Raw genomic sequence first — 23,790 nt, 5'->3', positions numbered from 1 at the left:
GGGCTTCGCCGCGGGGTCTGCAGGGCGCGCCGGAGCACGGCGCACTCGGGTATCCAGCCTAGTCACTCGGCGGGGGTGGATGCCGCGCCGAGCACCGCGAGGAGGGCGCGGGCCTTCACGCGGGTCTCCTCGATCTCCTCCGACGGCACCGAGAGCGCGGTGATGCCGCCGCCGGTGCCGATGCTCGCACCCGAGGGGGTGAGCACGATCGAGCGGATCACCATGGCGAGATCGGCGCCGCCGTCGACGCCGAGGTAGCCGAACGCGCCCGAATAGATGCCGCGCGGGCCCTGCTCGAGCCCGTGCAGGATCGACATCGCGCTGTGCTTCGGCGCCCCCGTCATCGAGCCGGCCGGGAAGGCGGCGCGCACGACGTCGAGCACGGAGAGCGGCGGCGCGATGCGGGCGTGCACCGTAGAGACGAGCTGGTGCACGTGCGCGTACTCCTCGACCTCGAGGAGCCCCTCGACGCCGACGCTGCCGAGCTCGGCGATGCGGCCGAGATCGTTGCGCATGAGGTCGACGATCATGAGGTTCTCGGCGCGCTCCTTGTCGCTCGCGAGGAGCTCGGCGCGGAGGGCCGCGTCGCGAGCGGGGTCGGCATCGCGCGGCCGGGTGCCCTTCATCGGCTTCGTCGACACGCGACCGGACGGCTCGACGAGCAGGAACTGCTCGGGCGAGGCGCTGAGCAGCGCGACCTCGCCGAAGCGCACGAAGCCGCCGTGGTGGCTCGGGCTCGTCGCGCGGAGCGCGAGGTAGGTCGCGGCGGGGTCGGGGTGCACGTCGACGTCGACCCGGTTCGTGAGGCAGAGCTGATAGGCGTCGCCCCGCACGATCGCCGCCTGGCAGGCCTCGATCAGCTCGGCGTAGCGGGCGGCGTCATGGCGCCAGGCCGCCGAGACCGGGTGGGCGGCCGTCGATTCCGAGCGGTGCGGATGCCTCGGGCCCGCCGCCTCGCCGACGACGGAGGGCATCTCGTCGAGCGCCGCCGCCTCCGCATCCGCCCAGGCCGCCGCGTCGTCCGAATCGAGCCAGACCAGCCGCAGCTCGCGCGCCGAATGGTCGAAGACGAGCACCCGGTCGACGAACAGGAACGCCGCGTCGGGCGTCTCGGCCTGCGACACCGCCACCCCGTCGACGGCCGCCCCGAGTTCGTAGCCGAACCAGCCGAACCAGCCGAGCGGGCCCGGCGCCGGCTCCCCCGGTGCCAGGTCGACCGAGGGAAGCCCGAGCGCCTCGGCGAGGTGCTCGAACACCCGGCCCTCGCGCACCGTCGCGGTCGGGGCATCCGCGGCGGGACGCACCACCTCGACCCGGCCCGTGCCGGGCCCCGAACCCTCACCGACCGCGAGGACCGCGGTGACGAGCTCGCTCGTCGGATGCGCCCGTCCGAGTACGCTCATGCCGCTCGCATCGTCGCCGCCGTCGAGCCAGACGACGTGCTCGGCATCGGCGTATCGACGCCCGAACACCTCGGCGGGATCGCGCCAGAAGGGCAGCACGCGAGACCGGATTCGACGGGGCATCCCCCAAGCCTAGGGCGCAGTGCCCGCACCGATCGCTCGCCTGCCCGACCCTGCCGGCCCCGCGAAGGCGTCGCACGGTGCACGTCGACCGCCGCACTCCGACACTGACCCGCTGAGCGGGTCAGTGTCGGAGTGGCGCAGACCGGAGCCCCGCCACGACGAGCAGCTCAGCCGCGGGTGCCCGTGGCATCCGACTCGAGCGCGCGCCCGCCGGCGATGGTCACCACCCGGTCGACGAGCGCCGGGTCGACCGGCACGTGCGAGATGAGCACGACCGTGCGGCCCTCGCCCTCGGCCGCGCCGAGCAGATCGCGCAGCAGCGCGTCGGCCCGGTCCCGATCGACGTTCGCCGTCGGCTCGTCGAGCACGAGCACGGGGAAGCCCGCGAGCATCGCCCGGGCGAGCGCCAGACGTTGCGCCTGCCCGCCCGAGACGAGCGAGCCGCGCTCGCCGACCCGGGCGCCGAGCCCGCCGCGTTCGAGCACCCACTCGCGCAGCCCGACCCGGTCGAGTACCTCGAGCAGTTCGTCGTCGCTCGAGGTGTCGCGCGCGAAGACGAGGTTCTGGCGCACGTCCTCGTCGAAGAGCCATGGTCGCTGTTCGACGAGGCCCACGAGGCGGCGCACGTCGCCGGGGTCGAGTTCGGATGCCTCGACTCCCCCGATGCGGTACGAGCCGCTCGTCTCGAGGAACCGCACGAGCACGTGCGCAAGCGTCGACTTGCCCGCGCCCGACTCCCCGCGCACGAGCACGCGCTCGCCCGGCGCCAGCTCGAGATCGAGTCCGGAGAGGGTCGGTTCGGCGGCCCCGGGCCAGCTCACCGTGACGCCCCGCAGCGAGATCGCCGGCGTGGGCTCGGCGGCCGGTGCCGCGACCGGGGTCGCGGGCGCCACGGGGATCTCGGCCGGCGCCTGCCCGGGCACGGCGCTCGCGACGCGCTCGGCGCTCACCCGGCCGAGTCGCCACGCGCTCGCCGCGGGCGGGATCGCGGCGGCCACCTCGGCGATCGCGAGCGGCACCAGGCACAGCACGGCGAACGTCGGGCCGTCGATGCGCCCGGAGGCGAGGAGCGGCTCGGCGGTGACGACCGCCAGTGCGACCGCGATGCCGCCGATCGCCGACATGATCGCGGCGGCCGCGCCCGCTGCGGAGGCGCTCGCGCGCGTCAGCCGAGCCAGTCGCTCGCCGAGCGCGTCGATGCGCGCCCGCCCGGCCGCCGCCGCGTCGAAGGCCACGAGCATCTCGAGCGACTGCACCTGATCGACGACCGCCGCCTGCAGCTCTCCGCGTAGCGGCGCGAGCCGCGACTCCGCCCGGGCTGCGACCGCGCGCTGCACGAGCACGGTCGCGCCGATGCCGAGCACGAGGCATCCGAGGAGGGCGAACGCCGAACCCGGCGCGAGCAGTGCGACCCCCACGACCGCACCGAGCAGCACGACGAGCGCGCTCACGACCGGTTGCACCGCCCGCAGCGGCACGTTCTGCAGTTCGTCGACGTCGCCGACGAATCGCGACAGCAGTTCGCCGCGCCGAAGCGCCGCGATGCCGTCGGGGGCGACGGGGAGCATCCGCTCGAAGATGCCGCCGCGGATCGCGGCGAGTTGCCGGAACGCGGCATCGTGGCCGCTCAGCCGCTCGAGGTAGCGGAACACCGCCCGGCCGAGCGCGAACGCCCGCACCCCGACGATCGCGAGCGAGAGGTAGAGCACGGGCGGCTGCTCGGCGGCACGGGCGATGAGCCACGCCGAGCAGGCGAGGAGCACGACGGCGGAGCCCCCCGACAGGATCCCGAACAGCACCGAGGGCAGCAGACGCGCGAACGGCGGGATGCTCGTGCGGAGCACCGTCCGGGTGCCGGGCCCGCGCTGCGCACCACGAGGTTCAGACATGGGCCACCGCCGGCTCGATGATGCCGTCGGCGGCGTCGACGAGCGCCGGGCGATGGGTCGCGACGAGCACCGTGACCCCCTCGATGCAGAGTGCACGCAGGTGTTCGACGAGTGCGGACTCACGACCCTCGTCCTGCGCCGAGGTGGGCTCGTCGAGGAGCAGGAGCGGCAGTCGGCGTGCGAGGAGACGATGCACCGCGCGCGCGATCGCCACACGCTGCGCCTGACCTCCCGACAGGCCCGTGCCGCCCGGCCCGAGCACGAGCTCGGCGGGGACGTCGACTCCGGCGACGCCGAACGCCCGCTCGAGGAGTTCGGGATCCGCCGCCTCGTCTCCCAGACGCACGTTCTCGGCGACGGTGCCGGCGAGCAGCATCGGCGACTGGCCGGCCCAGGCGAGCAGCTCGCGACCACGGCCGCCGAGCGAGCGGCCGCCCCAGGTGATCTCCCCCGCCGCGATCGGCGCGAAGCCGAGGAGGGCGGCGAAGAGCGTCGACTTGCCGCTGCCGCTCGGGCCGGTGACGGCGATGAGCGACCCCGGGGCGGCGACGGCGTCGAGACCCGCGATCACCGGCCGTTCGCCGCGGTGCACGTCGAGCCCGGTGACGACCAGGCCGGCGCGCGGCGCGTGCCCCGGGGCATCCTCGCGCCCGAGGGCCATGCCGAGCGACGAGGCGAACGCTTCCTTCGCGGCCGGGCCGGCTTCATCCGTCCCAGGCTCCTCGGTCGCTGCGTCGAGCAGCGCGAAGGCGTCGTCGGCCGCAGTGACCCCGGCTGCCGAGGCGTGGAACGCCGCACCGACGTTGCGGAGCGGCAGGAACACCTCGGGGGCGAGCACGAGCACGAAGAGCCCCGGGGCGAGCGACATGTCGCCCGCGACGAGTCGCAGGCCGATCGACACCGCGACGAGCGCGACCGACAGGCTCGCGGCGAACTCCAGCGTGAACCCCGAGAGGAAGGTGATGCGCAGGACTTTCATCGTGTGCCGCCGGTAGCCGTCGGTCACTTCGCGGATGCGGCGCGCCTGCCGCTCCGCCCGGCCGTACAGGATGAGCGTCGACAGCCCGCCGACGACCTCGAGGAAGCCGCGCGAGAGCACCGACAGGCTCTCCCACTGGCGACGCTGCACCGCCTCGGTTGCCATGCCGATGAGCGCCATGAACACCGGGATCAGCGGCAGCACGATCACGAGCACGAGCCCCGAGAGCGGATCGGCGATCCACGCCGCCGCGATGCATGCCGGCGTCGCGACGACCGTGAGCACGAGCTGCGGCAGGTAGCGACCGAAGTAGTCGTCGAGCGCGTCGAGGCCGGGGCCGAGCAGGGTCGCGATACGCGCAGACGAGAACCCGGCGATGCCGCCCGGACGCCGCTCGAGCGACGCGAGCAGTTCGGCCCGGAGCTCGCCCTTGACGCGCTGCGCGCCCGTCGACCCGACGAGCTCCCAAGCCCAGCTCGCGAGGGCCCGCGCGCAGGCGGCCGCCACGAGCACGCCGATGGCCGGCCATGCCTCGCTCATCGGCATGCCCTCGATGAGGCCGACGACGAGGGTCGCGATCGACCACGCCACCGCGATGATCGCCGCCGCCTGCACGACGGCCAGCGCACCGCCCGCGACGAGGAAGCCGCGGGCGGCGCGCGAGCGGCGCACGAGCCGGGGGTCGAGAGGTTTCACGCGAGCCGGCTCAGTGCGTCGCGGCTTCGATCGTCGCCCGGCTCACGCGCTTGCGGAAGACCCAGTAGGTCCACCCCTGGTACGCGAGGATGAGCGGCAGGAAGATCAGCGCGACCCAGCTCATGAAGGTGAGCGTGTACGTCGTCGACGAGGCGTTCTCGATCGTGAGGCTGTTCGCCGGATCGTTCGACGCCGGCATGACATCGGGGAACAGGGCCGCGAACAGCGCGAACACCGCTGCGGCGATCGTCGCGGCCATGAGCGTGAACGCGATGCCCTCCGCGCCGCGCAGGTTCGCGAGCCAGCCGCCGATGAGGGCGACCGCGGCGACCGCGGCGAGGATCCAGAACCACAACGTGCCGAACGCGAGCCCCGTCCACAGCAGGAAGGACGCGGCCACGACGATCGACACGATCCCCGAGCGCACCGCGAGCCGACGGGCCCGCTCGCGCAGCTCGCCCTCCGTCTTCAGCGACACGAAGACGACGCCGTGCGTGAAGAAGAGGAGGAGCGTCGTGAGTCCGCCGAGGAGGGCGTACGGGTTCAGGAGGTCGAACAGGGTGCCCGTGTAGTTGTGGTCGGCATCGAGCGGCACCCCCTGCACGATGTTGGCGAACGCGACGCCCCAGAGCAGCGCGGGCACCGCAGAGCCGATCACGATCATCAGGTCGAACCGGCCCTTCCACTGCGACTCGGGGCGCTGGTGGCGGTACTCGAAGGAGACGCCGCGCACGATGAGTGCGAGCAGGATGAGCAGGAGCGCGAGGTAGAAGCCGGAGAAGAGCGTCGCGTACCACTCGGGGAAGGCCGCGAAGAGCGCGGCGCCCGCGACGATCACCCAGGTCTCGTTGAGGTCCCAGACCGGGCCGATGGTGTTGATGAGCACTCGGCGGTCGGTGTCGTCCTTGCCGAGGAACGGCAGCGACATGCCGACGCCGAAGTCGAAGCCGTCGAGTACGAAGTAGCCGACGAAGAGGAATGCGACGATCCAGAACCAGAGCGTGGGGAGATCCACTTGTCCTCCTCCTTTCAGTAGACCGTCGTGGCGGGTTCGATGCGGCCCGACTCTGGGTCGGGTTCGCCGAGTTCGGGCGGGCCCTTCTTGATGGCCCGGAGGATCAGCCGCACTTCGACGACCGCGAGCGCACCGTAGACGAGCGTGAACGCGACGAGGGAGATGAGCACGTCGAGCCCGGTGACGTTCGGCGAGACCGCCGATTCGGTGGGCAGCAGGCTGAACACGATCCAGGGTTGACGCCCCATCTCGGTGAAGACCCAGCCGACGCTCATGGCGGCGAGCGAGAGCGGGAAGCTCCAGATCGCGACCTTCCAGATCCAGCGCTGCTTCGGCATCCGGCCCTTGCGGGTGAGCCAGAGGCCGACGACCGCGACGAGGACGTGAAGCATGCCGAGCCCGATCATCCAGCGGAACGCCCAGTAGGTGACCCAGATGATCGGTGCGTAGTCACCGGGGCCGTAGAGCTCGGTGTACTGCGCCTGCAGGTCGTTGATGCCCTCGACGCAGCCGTCGAAGGTGTGCGTCGAGAGGAGCGACAGCAGGTACGGCACGCGGATCGAGAACAGCTCGCTCGTGCCGTCGGGCGTGCCGAGGGTGAACAGCGAGAACGAGGCGTCCGCCCCGCAGACGGTGTCGTAGGTCGCCTCCGCGGCCGCCATCTTCATCGGCTGCGTGGCCACCATCGCGAGGCTGAGCTGATCGCCGAAGAGCGTCGTGAGGATGCCGGCGCCGACCATCGTCCAGAGGCCGAACTTGAGCGCGGGCCGCATCGTGTCGAGGTGCTGGTTGCGCGCGAGGTGCCAGGCGGCGGCCGAGATGATGAGGCCGGCGGTCACCATGAAGCTCGCGGCGATCGTGTGCGGGAACGCGGCGAGGGCCACGGGGTTGGTGAGCAGCGCGCCGATGTCGACGAGTTCGGCGCGACCCTTCTCGACGTTCATCTCGTAGCCGACGGGGTTCTGCATGAACGCGTTCGCCGCGAGGATGAAGTACGCCGAGACGATCGTGCCGACGGCCGTGCACCAGATGGTCGCGAGGTGGATGCCGCGCGGGAGCTTGTCCCAGCCGAAGATCCAGAGCCCGATGAAGGTCGCCTCGAAGAAGAAGGCGAGCAGGCCCTCGAGCGCGAGCGGGGCGCCGAAGACGTCGCCGACGAAGCGCGAGTACTCCGACCAGTTCATGCCGAACTGGAACTCCTGCACGATGCCGGTGACGACGCCCATCGCGAAGTTGATGAGGAAGAGGGTGCCGAAGAACCTGGTGATCTTCAGGTACTCGACCTTGTCGGTGCGGAACCAGGCGGTCTGGAAGACCGCGACGGTCGTCGCGAGCCCGATCGTGATCGGGACGAACAGGAAGTGGTAGACGGTCGTCAGACCGAATTGCCATCGAGCGAGCAGCAGCGGGTCGAGCAACTCATTCACACGGATGCCTCTTTCACACGAGAGAACGTCGAAGCGACGTTCTTCTACGAAGCGTAGAACAAAACGGAGATCGGCGGTAGTCTGGTGGCATGGCGAGTCTCGGAGATCTCGAGCGCTCCGTGATGGAGGTGCTCTGGTCGGGCGACGCCGCGCTCTCGGCCAACGAACTGCGCGACGCGCTCGCGATGCGCGACGGCGAGAGCGGGCGCACGGTCGCGACGACCACGGTGCTCACCGTGCTCTCGCGACTCGAGCGCAAGGGCTTCGTCAGCCGCACCCGCGAGCACCGGCCGCACCGCTATCAGGCGCTGCTCTCCCGCGAGGAGCACACCGCCGAGCTCATGCATGAGGTGCTCGACCGTTCGAGCGACCGCGACGCCGCACTGGCCCGATTCGTGGGCACCGTGAGCGACGGCGAGGCGGCGACCCTCAGGCGTCTCCTCGACGAGCTCGTCCGACGCTGACCGTGGTCGCCGTCGCCGTGGGCCTCGGCGCCCTCGCGCTCACCCTCGCGTGGCCGATCCCGCTGGTGCTCTCGCGCGCGGCGTGGCCGGCACACTCCCCCGCCGTCGCCCTCGCACTCTGGCAGGCAATCGCCGTGGCCGGCGGCCTTTCGATGATCGGCTGCCTGCTCGTGTTCGGCGCCTCACCTGCCGGGTCGCTCCTCGGCGCATGGCACGCGCTCGTGCCCGCGCTCTTCACGGGCCCCATCCCGCCCCAGTTCGGCGTCGTGCACCTCGCCGCCCTCACGCTGGCGGCGGGGCTCGCCGTGCATCTCGCCCTGAACCTCGCACTCACCGCCGTGCGGGCGGAGCGCGAGCGGCGCCGCCAGCACCAGCTCGTGTCCCTCCTCGGCGACCCGATGCCGGGACAGCCGCACACGCGGGTGCTCGCCCACCCCGCGCCACTCGCCTACTGCGTTCCCGGCATCCGCACCGCGACCGTGCTCACCGACGGGCTCATCGACGCGCTCTCCCCCGACGAGCTCGCGGCCGTCATCGCCCACGAGCGCGCCCACCTCGACCAGCTGCACCACCTCGTGCTGCTCGCGTTCCGCGCCTGGCACAGTGCCCTGCCGTGGTTCCCGATCGCGAATCGCGCCGAGCGGTCCGTCATCCTCCTCGCGGAGATGCTCGCCGACGACCGCGCACGCCGCGCGGCCGGCGACGAGGCGCTCCGCGGCGCCCTCCTCGTCGTCGGCGGGGGCGGGCCGGGCGGTTACGGCGACGACACCGTGATCGCCGACGCCGACATGCTCACGGCCCGGCTCGACCGGCTCGACGTCGTGCCCGCGGCATCCTCGTCGCCGGCCGTGCCCCGCGCGCTCGTGCTCGGCGCCTCCGCGCTGCTGCTGATCGTCCCCCTCGCGGCCTATACCGCGGTACTGGCTGATCATCCCGCAGGGTGACGCGACCGCGCACGCCCCCGGTTACGCTCGAACGATGAACGAGATCCTCGACTGGATCCTGAGCACCGTGCAGGCGGTCGACCCGGTCGCCCGAACCCTGCTCGCCGGCCTCGGCATCATGCTCGAGACGAGCGTGCTCATCGGGCTCGTCGTGCCGGGCGACACCATCGTGCTCGTCGCCGCGACCGCGGTCGACAGCGTCGGCGAGTACCTGGGCCTCACGTTCACGGTCATCGTCGGCGCGCTGATCGGCGAGAGCATCGGATTCGCGCTCGGTCGCTGGTTCGGACCGCACATCCTGCACTCCCGCCTCGGCCAGAAGCTCGGCGAGGAGAACTGGCATCGTGCCCAGCGCTACCTCGACCGACGCGGCGGGCCGGCGATCTTCATCTCGCGCTTCCTGCCCGTGCTGCACTCGCTCATTCCGCTCACGGTCGGCATGAGCACGATGCGGTACCGCAAGTTCATCGCCTGGACGGCGCCCGCGTGCGTCATCTGGGCCTTCGCCTACGTCTCGGTCGGGTGGGCGGCTGCGGGCAGCTACCGCGAGCTCAGCCGCGAACTGCACTGGGCCGGCTACATCTTCGTCGCCGTGATCGCACTGTTCCTCCTCGTCGTGTGGGGGGCCAAGAAGCTCATCGTGCGCTCCGAGGCCAAGCACATGGAGGCCGCCGAGGCCGCCGACGACTCCGGCGCGCTCGACACCGCCATGAGCGCGCCCGCGGACTTCCCGCGCGCGGGATCGACGTCGCCGGCGACTGCGCGCGTCCCGCGGCGCGACGAGGGGCCGGATGCCTCGGCATCCGACCCCTCGGACCACGACGCCGACCGTTAGGCGGCCGCGGAGCCGATCAGAACAGGCTCTGCTCGGCGAGCCAGTCGCTCGCGATCTGCTCGGCCGACTGCTGCTCGTCGACGCTCAACGCGTTGAGGGCGACGAGGTCGTCGGCGGTGAGCGCGGCGCTCACCGTGTTGATCACCTCGGCGGCCGCGTCGTCGACCTTCTCGCTGACCACCGGGACGACGTTCGAGGCGAGGAAGAGGCCCTCTGGATCTTCGAGGGTCACCAGGTCGCTCGTGGAGATCGCCGGGTTCGCACTGTAGATGTTCACGAGCTGCACCGCGCCGTCTTGGAGGGCCTTGATGGTGAGCGGCCCGCCGCTGTCTTCGATGGGCGTGAACGCGACGTCGACGCCGTACACCGACTTCAGGCCGTCGGGCCCGTAGGGCCGGGTCGCGAGCTCGGAGTTGCCGCCGAGCGTCAGCGGCGTCTCGACCTTCGCCAGGTCGGCGAGGCTCGTCACGCCGTTCGTCTCCGAGAACTCCTTCGTGACGTTGTACGAGTCCTGATCGGTGGCCGAGGACTGGTCGAGCACGCGCAGTCCGTCGGGCAGCGCGCCTTCGAGCTCGGCGTAGACGTCGTCGGCCGTCGTCGCGGTCGTGTCGGGCACGTAGTACTGCAGGAGGTTGCCCGTGTACTCGGGGAAGACGTCGATCGCGCCGCTCTCGAGCTCGGGCATGTAGACCTCGCGCTGCCCGATGCGGGACTGGAGGTCGACCGTGAAGCCGTTCGCCTCGAGCGCCTGGGCGTAGATCTGCGCGATGATCTCGTTGGAGTAGTAGTCCTGCGAGCCGACGACGAGCGTCTCGCCGCCGCCGTCGGTCTCGCCCGATCCGCTGTCGAGCGGGTCACCCGATGCGCACCCTGCCAGGGCCACTGTCGCCCCGACCGCGACCGCCGCCAGAGCGACGAATCGGCCTTTTCCTGCTGTGATCATTGCCTGTTCCCTTCATGGATGGGTCGCCCCACGACCGTTCGCGGCCGGGGCGGCCGCGAACGGAGTTCACGAGTTCTGGTCGCCCGCACGCCGGCGGGCACGACGAGGCGCTGCGCGAGTGCGAACGCACCGTCGACGAGGAGCGCGAGCAGGATCACGAGGATCGAGCCGCCGAGCATCTCGCCGTAGTCCCGCGTCTTGAGCCCCTGGAAGATCGGCCGCCCGAGGCCGACGTCGGCCACGTAGGCGGCGAGGGTCGCCGTCGCGATGATCTGCAGCGCCGCAGACCGCACTCCGCCGACGATGATCGGCAGCCCGAGCGGCAGTTCGACGCCGCCGACGATCTCGCGCTCGCGCATGCCCATCGCGCGCGCCGCGTCGATCGTACGGCGGTCGACCGCTTCGAATCCGGCGTAGGCTCCGGCGAGCAACGGCGGCACCGCGAGGATGACCAGCGAGATCACCGGGGCCGCGAGTCCGATGCCGAGCCAGAGCCCGAAGAGGGTCAGCACACCGAGGGTGGGCAGTGCGCGCAACCCGCCCGAGACCATCACGACGAACTGCTTGCCGCGGCCGGTGTGGCCGATCACTGCGCCGGCGGGCAGCGCGATCGCCGAGGCGATGAGGAGCACCACGAGCGAGAGGAGCAGGTGCTGGCCGATGCGCTCGGGGATGCTGCCCGCGCCCTGCCAGTTGGCGGGGTCGAGGATCCAGGCGATGCCGTCCGCGACGAGGTTCACGGCAGGACCTCCTCGACCACCGGTGCCTGCGAAGATGACCGACGGGCCGCGCCCGCCCGCGTCCACGGCATGAGCAGCCGGCCCGCCAGCACGGCGAGCAGGTCGAGCAGGAGGGCGAGCAGGATCGTCGCGACGATGCCGGTGGCGATCTCGGCCTGGATGCCGCGCTGGAATCCGTCGGTGAAGAGGCTGCCGAGGCTCGGCACTCCGATGACGGCGCCGATGGTCGCGAGGCTGACCGTGCTGACGATGACGACCCTGAGCCCCGAGAGGAGCACAGGGCCGGCGAGCGGGAGCTCGGCGGCGCGGAACCGGCCGAACGCCGAATAGCCGACCGCAGTCGCCGACTGACGCACGTCGCGGTCGATCGCGTCGAAGGCGTCGGCGGCGGTGCGCACGATGACGGCGATGCCGTAGAGCGTCAGTGCGACCACGAGGTTCACGGGCGATCGCACGCTGAGCCCCGTGAACACGGGCAGGGCGATGAGCAGCGCGAGCGACGGGATCGCGTAGAGCAGCCCGCAGAGCGTGAGCAGGACGCCGCGCGACCACCGGTAGCGGTGCGCCAGCCAACCGATCGGAACGGAGATCACGAAGCTCAGTATGATCGCGGGCACCGACAATGCCAGGTGAACGAGGCTCAGCTCGCCGACCAGGTCGAGATTCGACCAGAGCCAGGTCACGAGGCGAGCACTCCCGCCGCGCGCCCGTCGTCGTCGACGACGATCTGCCGCCCGTCGACGTCGCGGAGATGCAACACGCGCTTGCCCCGATCGGCGCCGACGAAGTCGGCGACGAAGTCGTCGGCGGGATGCGCGAGTATCTCGGCGGGCGACGCGGCCTGCGAGATCCTGCCGCCCTGCTGCATGATGACAACCTGGTCACCGAGGAGGAACGCCTCGTCGATGTCGTGGGTGACGAAGACGACGGTCTTGCCGAGCTCGCCCTGCAGGCGCAGCAGCTCCTGCTGCAGCTCAGAGCGGACGATGGGATCGACCGCGCCGAACGGCTCGTCCATCAGCAGGATGTTCGGATCGACGGCGAGGCCGCGCGCGACGCCGACGCGCTGCTGCTGCCCGCCCGAGAGCTGGCTCGGGTACTTGTCGGCCAGCGATCGGTCGAGCCCGACGGTGTCGAGGAGCTCGAGCGCCCTGGCGTGCGCCTCCCGCTTGCGGGTGCCGCGGAGCATGGGGACCGTCGCCACGTTGTCGATCACCTTGCGGTGCGGCAGGAGCCCCGAGTTCTGCATCACGTAGCCGATGCTCCGGCGGAGCGCGACGGGTTCGAGCGTCGAGACATCCGTGCCGTCGATGAGCACCTGCCCGCCGCTCGGATCGACCATGCGATTGATCATGCGCAGAAGGGTCGTCTTGCCGGAGCCCGAGGAGCCGACGAGGACCGTCGTCTTGCGGGGTGGGATCACGATGTCGACGCCGGACACCGCGAGGGTGCCGTCGGGGAAGCGCTTGGAGACACCGCGGAACTCGATCATGCTGGCTTCATCCCGTCGTCGGCCTTCGCTCGATGTGCAGGCTCAAGCCAAACATCGATCGCGTCTCAGGGCAACGGATTGACGCCGCGCGTCGCGAGCCCGCTCAGGCGGCGGACGTGGCTTCGATCGCCGCGCCGAGGTGCTCGGCGAGGTAGTCGTGCACGAGGCGCTTCGCCTCGGCGAGGTACCGCTCATCGCCGCCGGCACGGCGCTCGAAGGCGCGGCAGATGAGGGCGTCGCCGATCTCCATAGCCACACCGAGACGGAACCGGAGCTCGTCCTGGTCGGTGCTGCCGCCGAACTCGGCCTCGATGAGCCGTGCCATGCGATGGGCGAACTCGGGTTCGATGTCGCCCTCGGCGAGCTCCCGCTGCGCGGCGTGCACGACGGTGAAGCCGGGCTCGTCGCGGTACATCGTCGCGCAGACCTCGAGGGCGACGTCGAGCACCGTCCACCAGGACTCGAGCTCGACGCGCTCCATCTCGTCGGCGACGCGCTCGCGGTAGCGGCGGACCGAGCGCTCGCGGAGCGCGTAGAGCACGGCGACCCGGTCGGGGAAGTAGCGGTACACCGTGCCGATCGACGCGCCGGCGCGCTCGGCGACCATCTGCGTCGTCAGCCGCTCGAAGCCCGATTCGTCGACGATCTCGGCGGCGGCGTCGAGCAGCGCGTCGAGACGCTGGCTGGAACGACGCTGCGTCGGCTCGGTGCGGACCGAGCGCTTCCGGCTCGGATCGGCCCCGAGGATCAGGTCGATGTTCGGCACGGAACCTCCTCAGTTGCTCGCACCACTCTATCGGGCGTAGAACGGCCCGTCGTACCGTTCGCCGCCGTTTCGCGACCCGGGCCACCCGCATGACAGACTGAGTGGATGCCGGCGAGCTCCCCCACCCCGGCCGGATCCCGAGAGCGCGAGGTCCGGCATCGTGCCGCGCGCATCGAAGACTGGATCCACGACGTCCGCTCTCGTTGGGCGCGTCGTCGCGGACACATCCCGACGGTGGTCCCGTACACCGGCTACGGCTCGACCGAGTGGGTCCGCGTGTTCTGCCGAGTGCTGCTGCACAAGCCGCTCGCGACCGACCAGGGGTCGAAGCGCCGCCGCCGTCGCGGCGAACAGGGTGTGCGCGGCTGGCGCAGCTTCACGAGCGTGCCCGTCGGCGGGGTTCCCGTCGTCATCGAGATCGGCGGTGAGCGCATCGAGGTGCTCGCCGACCGCGGCGGCGTGGTCGACACGACCGTGCCGGTGTCGCTCGAGCCCGGCTGGCACCGCGTGACGCTGAGCACCGAGGGCGCGAACCCGGTCGAGGCGCCCATCCGCATCGTCGGCCCCGACGTCGAGTTCGGCATCATCTCCGACGTCGACGACACCGTGATGGTGACGGCGCTCCCCCGCCCGCTCGTCGCGGCGTGGAACACCTTCGTGCTCGACGAGCACGCCCGCATCCCGACGCCCGGCATGGCCGTGCTCTTCGAACGGCTCGCCCGCTCGCATCCGGGATCGCCCGTGATCTACCTCTCGACGGGCGCCTGGAACGTCGCGCCGACGCTGACGCGCTTCCTCTCGCGCAATCTCTACCCCGCGGGCCCCCTGCTTCTCACCGACTGGGGGCCCACCCACGACCGATGGTTCCGCAGCGGTCGCGAGCACAAGCACGAGAACCTGCGGCGCCTCGCCGAGGAGTTCCCGAACGTGCGGTGGCTGCTCATCGGCGACGACGGACAGCACGATGAAGAGCTCTACGCGCAGTTCGCCGCGGAGCACCCGGGTCGTGTCGAAGCGATCGCGATCCGGCGCCTCTCGACGGGCGAGGCCGTGCTCGCCGGCGGCCGCACGAAGGCCGAGGAGCACGGCACCGAGGTGCCGTGGGTCTCTGCGAGCGACGGATCGACGATCGCCGACCGGCTCGCCGAGGTCGGCGTCGTCTGAGCGGTCTGAGCGCGTCGCCGACGCGTCACGGCCGGATGCCACGCATCGCCGCGCCTACTCGGCGGCGACCGCCGCCCTGCACGTGCGGCGCAACGCCGCCAGCCCGCGGTTGATCTGCCGCGCCCACAGCGGGCCGAGGTAGATGAACGCCGAATAGCCCTGCACGAGCGTCGCACCGGCGTCGAGCCGGTCCTGCACGTCGGCCGCCGTCTCGACGCCGCCGACGGAGATCACGCAGAGTTCGGCGGGCACGTGCTGCCGCACGAGCTTCAGCACCTCGAGCGAGCGCTCGGCGAGCGGCGCTCCCGAGAGGCCGCCCGCACCGATCGCCTCGACGACGGATGCCTCGGTGCGGAGCCCCTCGCGGGAGATCGTCGTGTTCGTGGCGATGAGGCCGTCGAGACCGAGGCGCACCACCAGCTCGCAGATGCGCACCACTTCGGCGTCGTCGAGGTCGGGTGCGATCTTCACCAGCAGCGGCGTCGTGCCGCTCGCGGCGCGAACCGCCTCGAGCAGCGGGGCGAGCGCGTCGAGCTCTTGCAGGCCGCGCAGGCCCGGCGTGTTCGGCGAGCTGACGTTGACCACCAGGTAGTCGGCGTAGGGGGCGAGCAGCTTGGCGCTGCGCTCGTAGTCGCCGACCGCGTCTTCGACCGCGGTGACCCGGCTCTTGCCGATGTTGATGCCGAGCACCGGCCGGTGCGTTCGGCGCGACAGCCGCGAGAGGCGTCCCGCCGCGGCATCCGCGCCGCCGTTGTTGAAGCCCATGCGGTTGATGAGCGCGCGATCCTTCACGAGGCGGAACAGGCGCGGGCGCTCGTTGCCCGGCTGCGCGATCGCCGTGATCGTGCCGACCTCGACGTGGCCGAAGCCGAGGTTGCCGAGGCCGAGCACCGCGTATCCGTCTTTGTCGAATCCGGCCGCGACGCCGAACGGCGACGGGAACCTCAGCCCGAGCGCATCGACCGCGAGCGAGGGATCGGGTGCCGTGAAGCGCTCGACCACCCGGCCGACGCCGAACGTCGGAAGCGCCTTGATCACCCGGAATGCGAGGTGGTGCGCGTCTTCGGGGTCGAGCTTGGAGAGGAACGCGGAGAAGAGAAGTCGATACATGCCGGATTCAGGGTACCGGTCGCGGCACCCCGCTGCGTCACTCGACCGGTCGTGCCGGCAGTCGACCGTGCTCGGCGCGGAGCAACTCGATCGCCGATTCGAAGTCGTCGAGCGAGTCGAACGCCTGGTAGACGCTCGCGAAGCGCAGGTATGCGACCTCGTCGAGCTCGCGCAACGGCGGCAGGATCGCGAGGCCGATGTCGTTCGCCTCGATCTGCGAGGCGCCCGTCGAACGGATCGTCTCCTCGACCTTCTGCGCGAGCACCGCGAGATCGGAGTCGGTCACCGGGCGACCCTGGCACGCCTTCTTCACACCGAGGACGACCTTCTCGCGGCTGAACGGCTCGACCACGCCGCTGCGCTTGATCACGACGAGACTCGCCGTCTCGGTCGTCGAGAAGCGTCTGCCGCACTCGGGGCACTGGCGGCGGCGACGGATCGAGAGCCCGTCGTCGCTCGTGCGGGAGTCGATGACGCGCGAATCGGGGTGACGGCAGAACGGGCAGTACATGGTGTCACCCAGCCTAGCGGCGCGCGGTGCGCTGCCGACGGCCCCGCACCGCACCGACGGCGACCATCGACGCGATCACGCCCGGTCGAACCGCGCCGTGACCGCCTCGCCGTGGGCCGGCAGGTCCTCCTCGGCTGAGAGCGCCGCGATGACGGGGGCGACCTCGCGCAGCGCCTGCTCGTCGTAGCGCACCACCTGCTGCGGACGCAGGAAGGTCGCGGCCGAGAGCCCCGCCGCGTACCGCGACTGGCCGCCGGTGGGCAGCACGTGGTTCGACCCCGCCGCGTAGTCACCGAGACTCACCGGCGAGTAGGGGCCGACGAAGATGGCGCCGGCGTTCTCGATGCGCGCGAGCACCGCCTCGACGTCGCGCACCTGGATCTCGAGGTGCTCGGCGCCGAAGGCGTTCGCGAAGTCGCAGGCCTGCTCGAGGTCGTCGACGAGCACGACGGCCGACTGCACGCCGTCGATCGCCTGCCGCACCCGCTCGCGGTGCTTCGTCGCCTCGGCACGGGCCTCGAGGCGGGCGACGACGCGCGCGGCGAACTCGGCCGAGTCGGTGACGAGCACCGATGCGGCCAACTCGTCGTGCTCCGCCTGGCTCACGAGATCAGCGGCCACGAAGTCGGCGTCGGCCGCATCGTCGGCAATCACGAGGATGTCGGTGGGCCCGGCCTCGGCGTCGATACCCGTCACGCCCTGAACCAGCCGCTTGGCGGCGGCCACGAAGACGTTGCCCGGGCCGGTCACGCGCTGCACGGGCTCGAGGCCGAGACCGGGCACGCCGTGGGCGAAGGCGCCGATCGCCCCCGCGCCTCCCATGGCGTACACCTCGGTGATGCCGAGGAGCGCCGCGACGCCCGCGATCGTCGGGTGCACGCGCCCGCCGAACTCGGCCTGCGGCGGCGAGGCGAGGGCGATCGACCGCACGCCGGCGGCCTGCGCCGGCACCACGTTCATGACGACACTCGAGGGGTAGACGGCCTTGCCGCCCGGCACGTACAGGCCGACCCGCGCGACCGGCTGCCAGCGCTGCTCGACGACCGCGCCGTCGCCGAGCACCGTGCGCTCGGGCGCGGGCACCTGCGCGGCGCTCGCGGCGCGAACGCGCTCGATGGTGCGCAGGGCCGCGTCGCGGATCTCGGGCGCGAGCGCGTCGCGTGCCGCCTCGAGCTCGTCGGCGGGCACCCGAACGGACGCCGGGCGCACCCGGTCGAACCGTTCGGCCTGATCGAGGAGCGCGGACTCGCCGTGCTCGCGGACGGCGTCGATGAGCGCCCGGGCGGGCTCGAGCGCGGCCGACACGTCGGTCGCAGCGCGAGGCACGAGCGCGAGCAGCTCGGTCGTGGAGGGACGGGTTCCGCGGAGGTCGATGGTACGCATGGCCCATCAAGCCTAGCGAGCGCGCCCGCAAGCCCGACGGGCGGTCGTCACACGAGGCAGTTCGGGCCGAGCAGGCTCTTCAGCTCGCCGTAGAAGTCGGCGCTCACCTTCACCGGGTACGGCAACTCGAACACCCGGGCGCTGCGCCCGCGCACGAGCTTCAACCGCACCTCGGTGTCGCCCCGGTGCCTGATGAGCACGTCGCCGAGCGCGGTGATGGTCTCGGTCGTCGCCCGCTGGTCGGGCAGCGAGATCATCACGGGCCCGCTCTCGTCGCCCTGGCCGAGTTCGGGGGTGAACACGCTGTAGGCGTGCAGGTTCATGCCGTCGTCGCGCATGCTGACGCGTCCGCGCACGACGGCGATCGAGTCGGCCTGGAGACCGGGAGCGAACTCCTGGTAGGCCTTGCCCATGAACATGACCGTGATCTCGCCCGAGAAGTCCTCGACCTGGATCATGCCGTACTGGTTGCCCGAGGCCTTCGCGACGCGGTGCTGCACGCTCGTCACGAGCCCGGCGATCGTCACGGTGTCACCGTCTTGCGTGGCATCGGAGCCCATGAGGTCGGTGATCGTCGTCGAGGCGTGCTTGGCGAGCGGCGCCTCGAGCCCGGCGAGCGGGTGGTCCGAGACGTAGAGCCCCAGCATCTCGCGCTCGAACGCGAGCTTGTCGCGCTTGGCCCACTCGGGTCGGTCGGGCACGAGCGACGGCGGCGCCTCCTCGTGCTCGGCGAGCAGCGAGTCGAAGTCGAAGCCGGCCTGCCCGGTCGCCTCGACCCGCTTCTCTCCCACCGCCGACTCGACCGCGCCCTCGTGGATCTCGACGAGCGCCCGCCGGGTCGCGCCGAGCGAGTCGAAGGCACCCGCCTTGATGAGCGACTCGACCGTGCGCTTGTTCGCCACCGGCAGGGGCGACTTCTTCAAGAAGTCGTGGAACGACTCGAAGCGGCCCTTCTCGTCGCGTGCGGCCCGGATCGCATCGACGACGTTGAAGCCGACGTTGCGCACGGCCCCGAGTCCGAACCTGATGTCGTCGCCGACGGCCGCGAAGAAGCCGATCGACTCGTTGACGTCGGGCGGCAGCACCTTGATGCCCATGCGGCGGCACTCGTTGAGATAGAGCGCGAGCTTGTCGCGGGCGTCGCCGACGCTCGTGAGCAGCGCCGCCATGTACTCGGCCGGGAAGTGCGCCTTCAGGTACGCGGTCCAGTAGCTGAGCACGCCGTAGGCGGCGGAGTGCGCTTTGTTGAAGGCGTAGTCGGAGAACGGCAGCAGGATCTCCCAGAGCTTGCCGATCGCCTCCTCGGAGTACCCGTTCGCCTTCATGCCGTCGGAGAAGCCGGCGTACTGCTTGTCGAGCTCCGACTTCTTCTTCTTGCCCATCGCGCGTCGGAGGATGTCGGCCTGGCCGAGCGAGAACCCGGCGACGCGCTGTGCGATCGCCATGACCTGCTCCTGGTAGATGATCAGGCCGTAGCTCGTGTCGAGGATGTCCTTCAGCGACTCCGCGAACTCGGCGTGGATCGGCGTGATCTCTTGCAGCCCGTTCTTGCGGAGCGCGTAGTTGGTATGCGAGTTCGCGCCCATGGGGCCGGGGCGGTACAGCGCGATGACGGCCGAGATGTCTTCGAAGTTGTCGGGCTTCATGAGCCGCAGGAGTGCGCGCATCGGCCCGCCGTCGAGCTGGAACACGCCGAGCGTGTCGCCTCGCGAGAGCAGCGCGTACGCCTCGGGGTCATCGAGGGCGAGGTCTTCGAGCACCGGGCGGAATCCGCGGTTCGCCTCGATGTTGTCGAGCGCGTCGTCGATGATCGTGAGGTTGCGCAGCCCCAGGAAGTCCATCTTGATGAGGCCGAGCGACTCGCACGCGGGGTAGTCGAACTGCGTGACGATCTGGCCGTCCTGCTCGCGCTTCATGATCGGGATGATGTCGATCAGCGGATCGCTCGACATGATCACGCCGGCCGCGTGCACGCCCCACTGGCGCTTCAGGTTCTCGAGGCCGAGCGCCGTGTCGAACACGGTGCGGGCCTCTGGGTCGGTCTCGACGATCGCCCTGATGTCGCCGGCCTCTTTGTAGCGGGGGTGGTTCTTGTCGAAGATGCCGGTGAGCGGGATGTCCTTGCCCATGACGGCGGGCGGCATCGCCTTCGTGAGCTTCTCGCCCATCGAGAACGGGAACCCGAGCACGCGCCCCGAGTCCTTCAGGGCCTGCTTCGCCTTGATGGTGCCGTAGGTGACGATCTGGGCGACGCGCTCCTCGCCGTACTTCTCGGTCACGTACTTGATGACCTCGCCGCGGCGACGCTCGTCGAAGTCGACGTCGAAGTCGGGCATCGAGACGCGATCGGGGTTCAGGAACCGCTCGAAGATGAGCCCGTGCTGCAGCGGGTCGAGGTCGGTGATCCGCATGGCGTACGCGGCCATCGACCCAGCTCCCGAACCACGGCCGGGGCCGACGCGGATCCCGTGCTCCTTCGACCAGTTGATGAAGTCGGCGACGACGAGGAAGTAGCCGGGGAATCCCATCTGCAGGATGACGCCGACCTCGTAGTCGGCCTGCTTGCGCACCTCGGCAGGGATGCCGTCGGGGTAGCGCACCGCGAGGCCCCGGTCGACCTCCTTCACGAACCAGCTCTCTTCGCTCTCGCCCGGCGGCACCGGGAATCGCGGCATGTAGTTGGCGCTGGTGTTGAACTGCACGTCGCAGCGCTCGGCGATCAGCAGCGTGTTGTCGCACGCCTCGGGATGGTCGCGGAAGACGTGCCGCATCTCGGCGGCGGTCTTCAGGTAGAACTCGTCGGCGTCGAACTTGAACCGGTTGGGATCGTCGAGCGTCGAACCCGACTGCACGCACAGCAGCGCCGCGTGGCTCTTCGCATCGTCGGCGTGCGTATAGTGCAGGTCGTTCGTCGCGACGAGGGGCAGCCCGAGGTCCTTCGCAAGGCGGTGGAGGTCCTCCATGATGCGGCGCTCGATGCCGAGGCCGTGGTCCATGATCTCGGCGAAGTAGTTCTCTTTGCCGAAGATGTCGCGGAAGTCGGCGGCCGCCTTCACGGCTTCGTCGTACTGGCCGAGCCTGAGGCGCGTCTGCACCTCGCCGGACGGGCAGCCCGTCGTCGCGATGAGCCCCTTCGAGTACGTCGAGAGCAGCTCGCGGTCCATGCGCGGCTTGAAGTAGTAGCCCTCGATCGACGCGCGGCTCGAGAGCCGGAAGAGGTTGTGCATGCCCTCGGTGGTCTCGGAGAGCAGGGTCATGTGCGTGTATGCACCCGAGCCCGAGACGTCGTCGCCGCCGCCGTTGCCCCACCGCACCCGGGTCTTGTCGCCGCGGGCGGTGCCAGGGGTGATGTACGCCTCGGTGCCGATGATCGGCTTGATGCCGGCGTCGGTCGCCTGCTTCCAGAAGTCGTAGGCGCCGAACACGTTGCCGTGGTCGGTGACCGCCACGGCCGGCATGCCCTCCCCCTGGGCCGCCTTGATCAGCTCGCCCACCCGGGCCGCTCCGTCGAGCATCGAGTACTCGGAATGCACGTGCAGGTGGACGAATGAATCGGCGGCCACGGGGCTCCTCTTCGGATGCTGCGGGGTGGTTCTGGGGGTGTGTTCGAGTCTAGGGCGAGCCGCCCACGTCGGGGCCCGCCCGCATGCATCTCACGCGCAACGCGTCAGTCGCCGCGCAGCAGTTCGAGCGCGTGCGCGAGATCGTCGGGGTACTCGGAGACGAAGGTCGTCCACTGCCCGGTGCCGGGGTGCGTGAGCGAGAGCTCGTGGGCGTGCAGCCACTGGCGAGTGAGCCCGAGCCGCTCCGAGAGCGTCGGGTCGGCGCCGTACATGGCGTCACCGGCGCACGGGTGGCGCTGGGCGGCCATGTGCACGCGGATCTGGTGTGTGCGCCCAGTCTCGAGGTGCACCTCGAGCAGCGAGGCGTAGGGGAACGCCTCGAGCGTCTCGTAGTGCGTGACCGCGTGCTTGCCGTCGGCGGTCACGGCGAACTTCCACTCCGAGCGCGGGTGACGCCCGACGGGCGCATCGATCGTGCCCGCGAGCGGGTCGGGGTGCCCCTGCACGACCGTGTGGTAGATCTTCTCGACCTCGCGATCATGGAACTGCCGCTTCAGCTCGGTGTAGGCCCGCTCGGACTTCGCGACGACCATGAGTCCGCTCGTGCCCGCGTCGAGGCGGTGCACGACGCCCTGTCGTTCGGGTGCCCCCGAGGTCGAGATGCGGAACCCGGCAGCCGCGAGGGCGCCGACGACCGTCGGTCCCGTCCAGCCGAGCGAGGGGTGCGCGGCGACGCCCGCCGGCTTGTCGACCACCACGAGATCGTCGTCGTCGTGCACGATGCCGAGCTCGGGCACCGCGATCGGTTCGACCGCGAGCGTGCGTGGCGGCTCCCAGCTCACCTCGAGCCAGCCGCCGGCCCGCAGCCGGTCGGACTTGTCGACCGTCGCACCGTCGACGAGCACTCCCCCGGCCGAGGCGATCTCGGCGGCGAGGGTGCGCGAGAAGCCGAGGAGCTTCGCGAGCCCCGCATCGACTCGAGCGCCCTCGAGCCCGTCGGGAACGGGGAACGAACGATGCTCCATCAGGCCTCGTGCGCGCGGAGCGGATCCACGGCCGGAGGCCGCGGCGCCTCGGGGGCGTCGTCGGACGACGCCGGCGACGCGGCATCCGCTTCGTTCTTCGCGGGGCGGACCTCGCGCGAACCGTCGAGCCCGATGCCGCGGATCGTCAGGATCATGAACAGCACCATGCTCGACACGATCGCGATGTCGGCGACGTTGTAGATCGCCGGGAGCATCCACGGTGTGGAGATGAAGTCGATCACGTGGCCCAGCCCGAAGCTCGGCTCGCGGAAGAGCCGGTCGGTCAGGTTGCCCAGCACGCCGCCGAGCAGCAGCCCGAAGACGAGCGCCCAGGCGATCGAGCGGATGCGCCGGGCGAACCAGATGATGAACGTGATGACGCCCGCAGCGAGGATCGTGAAGATCCAGGTCATGCCGCTCGCGAGGGAGAATGCCGCGCCGGGGTTGCGCACGAACTGCCACTGGAGCACGGAGCCCAGCACCGGCACGATCTCACCTTCGGTGAGGTTCGAGACGACGAGGAACTTGCTCAACTGGTCGAGGCCGTACGCCGCGATCGCGGCGCCGGCCAGGACCAGCAGGGCGGTGGTGGTGCCGACCTTCGCGGCCGGCTCAGCCGCCAAAGCCCTGGAAGGTCGGTGCCGGCTGCTCGACGGGAGCCGAGAAGCCCTGGTTGCCCGACACCTGCACCGGAGCCGCGGTGTCGAGGTCGCGCAGCTGGCCCTCGATGTAGCTCTTCAGCTTGGCGCGGTAGTCGCGCTCGAAGGTGCGGAGCTCGTCGACGCGCTTCTCGAGCGCCACGCGCTCCTGGTCGAGGATGCCCATCTGCTGGCGCTGCTTGGCCTCGGCCTCGGCCACGACGCGCGCGGCGGTGGCGTGGCCCTCGGCGATGAGCGCATCGCGCTTCTCGATACCCTCGCGCACGTGCTCCTCGTGGAGGCGGCGGGCGAGCTGCAGGAGGTTCGTGGTCGAGGTCTGCTCGTCGAGCTCGGACTGCACGGCCGGCGCCTGCGTCGGCACGGCGACGGTGGGCGGCGGTGCGGCCGGCTCGGTGTAGACCGCGGCAGGTGCCGGCGCAGCGGCGGCGGGCGCCTGGGCGGCCTCCGCGGCACGGGCCTCGGCCGCCGCCACACGCTGGCGCAGCTCGTCGTTCTCCTGGTTCAGCCGACGCAGTTCGACGACGACCTCGTCGAGGAAGTCATCGACCTCGTCCTGGTCGTAGCCCTCCCGGAACTTCGTCGCCTGGAAGCGCTTGTTGACCACATCTTCCGGAGTTAGCGCCATGGCTTTCCACCCTCAAATCTGTTCGATCGGTTCG

General features: G+C 70.9%; 20 protein-coding genes and 1 pseudogene. 4 read left to right on the top strand and 17 right to left on the bottom strand.

Annotated features, from left to right (window positions below; translation table 11 throughout):
- Positions 1 to 62: 62 nt before the first annotated feature.
- From pabB to GQQ93_RS11400, 5 genes are all read right to left on the bottom strand, one after another.
- The gene (gene pabB, locus GQQ93_RS11420; protein ID WP_157424361.1) at positions 63 to 1,526 is read right to left on the bottom strand and encodes an aminodeoxychorismate synthase component I; all 1,464 of its coding nucleotides are present in this window, start codon (positions 1,524 to 1,526) and stop codon (positions 63 to 65) included.
- Positions 1,527 to 1,693: 167 nt separating this feature from the next.
- A complete protein-coding gene (gene cydC / locus GQQ93_RS11415) occupies positions 1,694 to 3,415 on the bottom strand; it encodes a thiol reductant ABC exporter subunit CydC (protein WP_157424360.1) in 1,722 nt (573 codons plus the stop codon).
- A complete protein-coding gene (gene cydD, locus GQQ93_RS11410) occupies positions 3,408 to 5,090 on the bottom strand; it encodes a thiol reductant ABC exporter subunit CydD (protein ID WP_157424359.1) in 1,683 nt (560 codons plus the stop codon). Before cydD ends, cydC begins: the two co-directional genes overlap by 8 nt.
- A gap of 10 nt (positions 5,091 to 5,100) precedes the next feature.
- Positions 5,101 to 6,105 (bottom strand): cytochrome d ubiquinol oxidase subunit II, encoded by a 1,005-nt coding sequence (gene cydB, locus GQQ93_RS11405; RefSeq protein ID WP_157424358.1) that lies wholly within the window; start codon positions 6,103 to 6,105, stop codon positions 5,101 to 5,103.
- 14 nt (positions 6,106 to 6,119) lie between these two features.
- A complete protein-coding gene (locus GQQ93_RS11400) occupies positions 6,120 to 7,532 on the bottom strand; it encodes a cytochrome ubiquinol oxidase subunit I (protein WP_157424357.1) in 1,413 nt (470 codons plus the stop codon).
- 89 nt (positions 7,533 to 7,621) lie between these two features.
- Between GQQ93_RS11400 and GQQ93_RS11395 the strand changes: the two genes are divergently transcribed.
- The 3 genes and pseudogenes from GQQ93_RS11395 to GQQ93_RS11385 all read left to right on the top strand — a co-directional run.
- A complete protein-coding gene (locus tag GQQ93_RS11395; RefSeq protein ID WP_157424356.1) occupies positions 7,622 to 7,996 on the top strand; it encodes a BlaI/MecI/CopY family transcriptional regulator in 375 nt (124 codons plus the stop codon).
- A 2-nt stretch (positions 7,997 to 7,998) separates the two neighbouring features.
- Complete coding sequence (locus GQQ93_RS11390; RefSeq protein WP_212277320.1) at positions 7,999 to 8,940, top strand: M56 family metallopeptidase; 942 nt, start codon at positions 7,999 to 8,001, stop codon at positions 8,938 to 8,940.
- A gap of 34 nt (positions 8,941 to 8,974) precedes the next feature.
- Positions 8,975 to 9,643 (top strand): annotated as a pseudogene (locus GQQ93_RS11385) (DedA family protein); the annotation flags it as partial.
- Between the two features lie 148 nt (positions 9,644 to 9,791).
- Here the strand turns inward: GQQ93_RS11385 and GQQ93_RS11380 are convergent.
- The 5 genes from GQQ93_RS11380 to GQQ93_RS11360 form a co-directional block, all read right to left on the bottom strand.
- Positions 9,792 to 10,718, bottom strand: a complete 927-nt coding sequence (locus GQQ93_RS11380) for an ABC transporter substrate-binding protein (RefSeq protein WP_157424353.1) — start codon at positions 10,716 to 10,718, stop codon at positions 9,792 to 9,794.
- Positions 10,715 to 11,458 (bottom strand): ABC transporter permease, encoded by a 744-nt coding sequence (locus GQQ93_RS11375; protein ID WP_157424352.1) that lies wholly within the window; start codon positions 11,456 to 11,458, stop codon positions 10,715 to 10,717. The genes GQQ93_RS11380 and GQQ93_RS11375 overlap by 4 nt, the downstream gene beginning before the upstream one ends.
- The gene (locus GQQ93_RS11370) at positions 11,455 to 12,141 is read right to left on the bottom strand and encodes an ABC transporter permease (protein WP_157424351.1); all 687 of its coding nucleotides are present in this window, start codon (positions 12,139 to 12,141) and stop codon (positions 11,455 to 11,457) included. Before GQQ93_RS11370 ends, GQQ93_RS11375 begins: the two co-directional genes overlap by 4 nt.
- Positions 12,138 to 12,950 carry an ABC transporter ATP-binding protein gene (locus GQQ93_RS11365; protein ID WP_157424350.1) on the bottom strand — a complete coding sequence of 271 codons (813 nt, stop codon included), beginning with the start codon at positions 12,948 to 12,950 and terminating at the stop codon, positions 12,138 to 12,140. Before GQQ93_RS11365 ends, GQQ93_RS11370 begins: the two co-directional genes overlap by 4 nt.
- Positions 12,951 to 13,053: 103 nt before the next feature.
- A complete protein-coding gene (locus GQQ93_RS11360) occupies positions 13,054 to 13,716 on the bottom strand; it encodes a TetR/AcrR family transcriptional regulator (RefSeq protein ID WP_157424349.1) in 663 nt (220 codons plus the stop codon).
- Between the two features lie 105 nt (positions 13,717 to 13,821).
- On the opposite strand from GQQ93_RS11360, the gene GQQ93_RS11355 reads away from it, so the two are divergent.
- Positions 13,822 to 14,880 carry an App1 family protein phosphatidate phosphatase gene (locus GQQ93_RS11355; RefSeq protein WP_157424348.1) on the top strand — a complete coding sequence of 353 codons (1,059 nt, stop codon included), beginning with the start codon at positions 13,822 to 13,824 and terminating at the stop codon, positions 14,878 to 14,880.
- A gap of 54 nt (positions 14,881 to 14,934) precedes the next feature.
- Here GQQ93_RS11355 and GQQ93_RS11350 read toward each other — a convergent pair whose 3' ends face one another.
- The 7 genes from GQQ93_RS11350 to GQQ93_RS11320 all read right to left on the bottom strand — a co-directional run bounded on the left by GQQ93_RS11350 (position 14,935) and on the right by GQQ93_RS11320 (position 23,756).
- Positions 14,935 to 15,990, bottom strand: coding sequence for a quinone-dependent dihydroorotate dehydrogenase (locus GQQ93_RS11350; protein ID WP_157424347.1), 1,056 nt, complete (start codon positions 15,988 to 15,990; stop codon positions 14,935 to 14,937).
- A 37-nt stretch (positions 15,991 to 16,027) separates the two neighbouring features.
- A complete protein-coding gene (gene nrdR, locus GQQ93_RS11345) occupies positions 16,028 to 16,501 on the bottom strand; it encodes a transcriptional regulator NrdR (protein WP_157424346.1) in 474 nt (157 codons plus the stop codon).
- A gap of 75 nt (positions 16,502 to 16,576) precedes the next feature.
- Positions 16,577 to 17,884 carry a histidinol dehydrogenase gene (gene hisD / locus GQQ93_RS11340; RefSeq protein WP_157424345.1) on the bottom strand — a complete coding sequence of 436 codons (1,308 nt, stop codon included), beginning with the start codon at positions 17,882 to 17,884 and terminating at the stop codon, positions 16,577 to 16,579.
- 47 nt (positions 17,885 to 17,931) lie between these two features.
- Positions 17,932 to 21,447 carry a DNA polymerase III subunit alpha gene (gene dnaE, locus GQQ93_RS11335; RefSeq protein ID WP_157424344.1) on the bottom strand — a complete coding sequence of 1,172 codons (3,516 nt, stop codon included), beginning with the start codon at positions 21,445 to 21,447 and terminating at the stop codon, positions 17,932 to 17,934.
- A 104-nt stretch (positions 21,448 to 21,551) separates the two neighbouring features.
- Positions 21,552 to 22,472 carry an RluA family pseudouridine synthase gene (locus GQQ93_RS11330; RefSeq protein ID WP_157424343.1) on the bottom strand — a complete coding sequence of 307 codons (921 nt, stop codon included), beginning with the start codon at positions 22,470 to 22,472 and terminating at the stop codon, positions 21,552 to 21,554.
- The gene (gene lspA / locus GQQ93_RS11325; RefSeq protein ID WP_246192293.1) at positions 22,472 to 23,095 is read right to left on the bottom strand and encodes a signal peptidase II; all 624 of its coding nucleotides are present in this window, start codon (positions 23,093 to 23,095) and stop codon (positions 22,472 to 22,474) included. The genes GQQ93_RS11330 and lspA overlap by 1 nt, the downstream gene beginning before the upstream one ends.
- Positions 23,085 to 23,756, bottom strand: a complete 672-nt coding sequence (locus GQQ93_RS11320) for a DivIVA domain-containing protein (RefSeq protein WP_157424342.1) — start codon at positions 23,754 to 23,756, stop codon at positions 23,085 to 23,087. The genes lspA and GQQ93_RS11320 overlap by 11 nt, the downstream gene beginning before the upstream one ends.
- Positions 23,757 to 23,790: the final 34 nt, after the last annotated feature.

This window comes from Agromyces lapidis, from assembly GCF_009749405.1.
GTDB lineage: Bacteria > Actinomycetota > Actinomycetes > Actinomycetales > Microbacteriaceae > Agromyces > Agromyces lapidis.
This window is presented reverse-complemented; position numbering and strand designations above follow the sequence as displayed.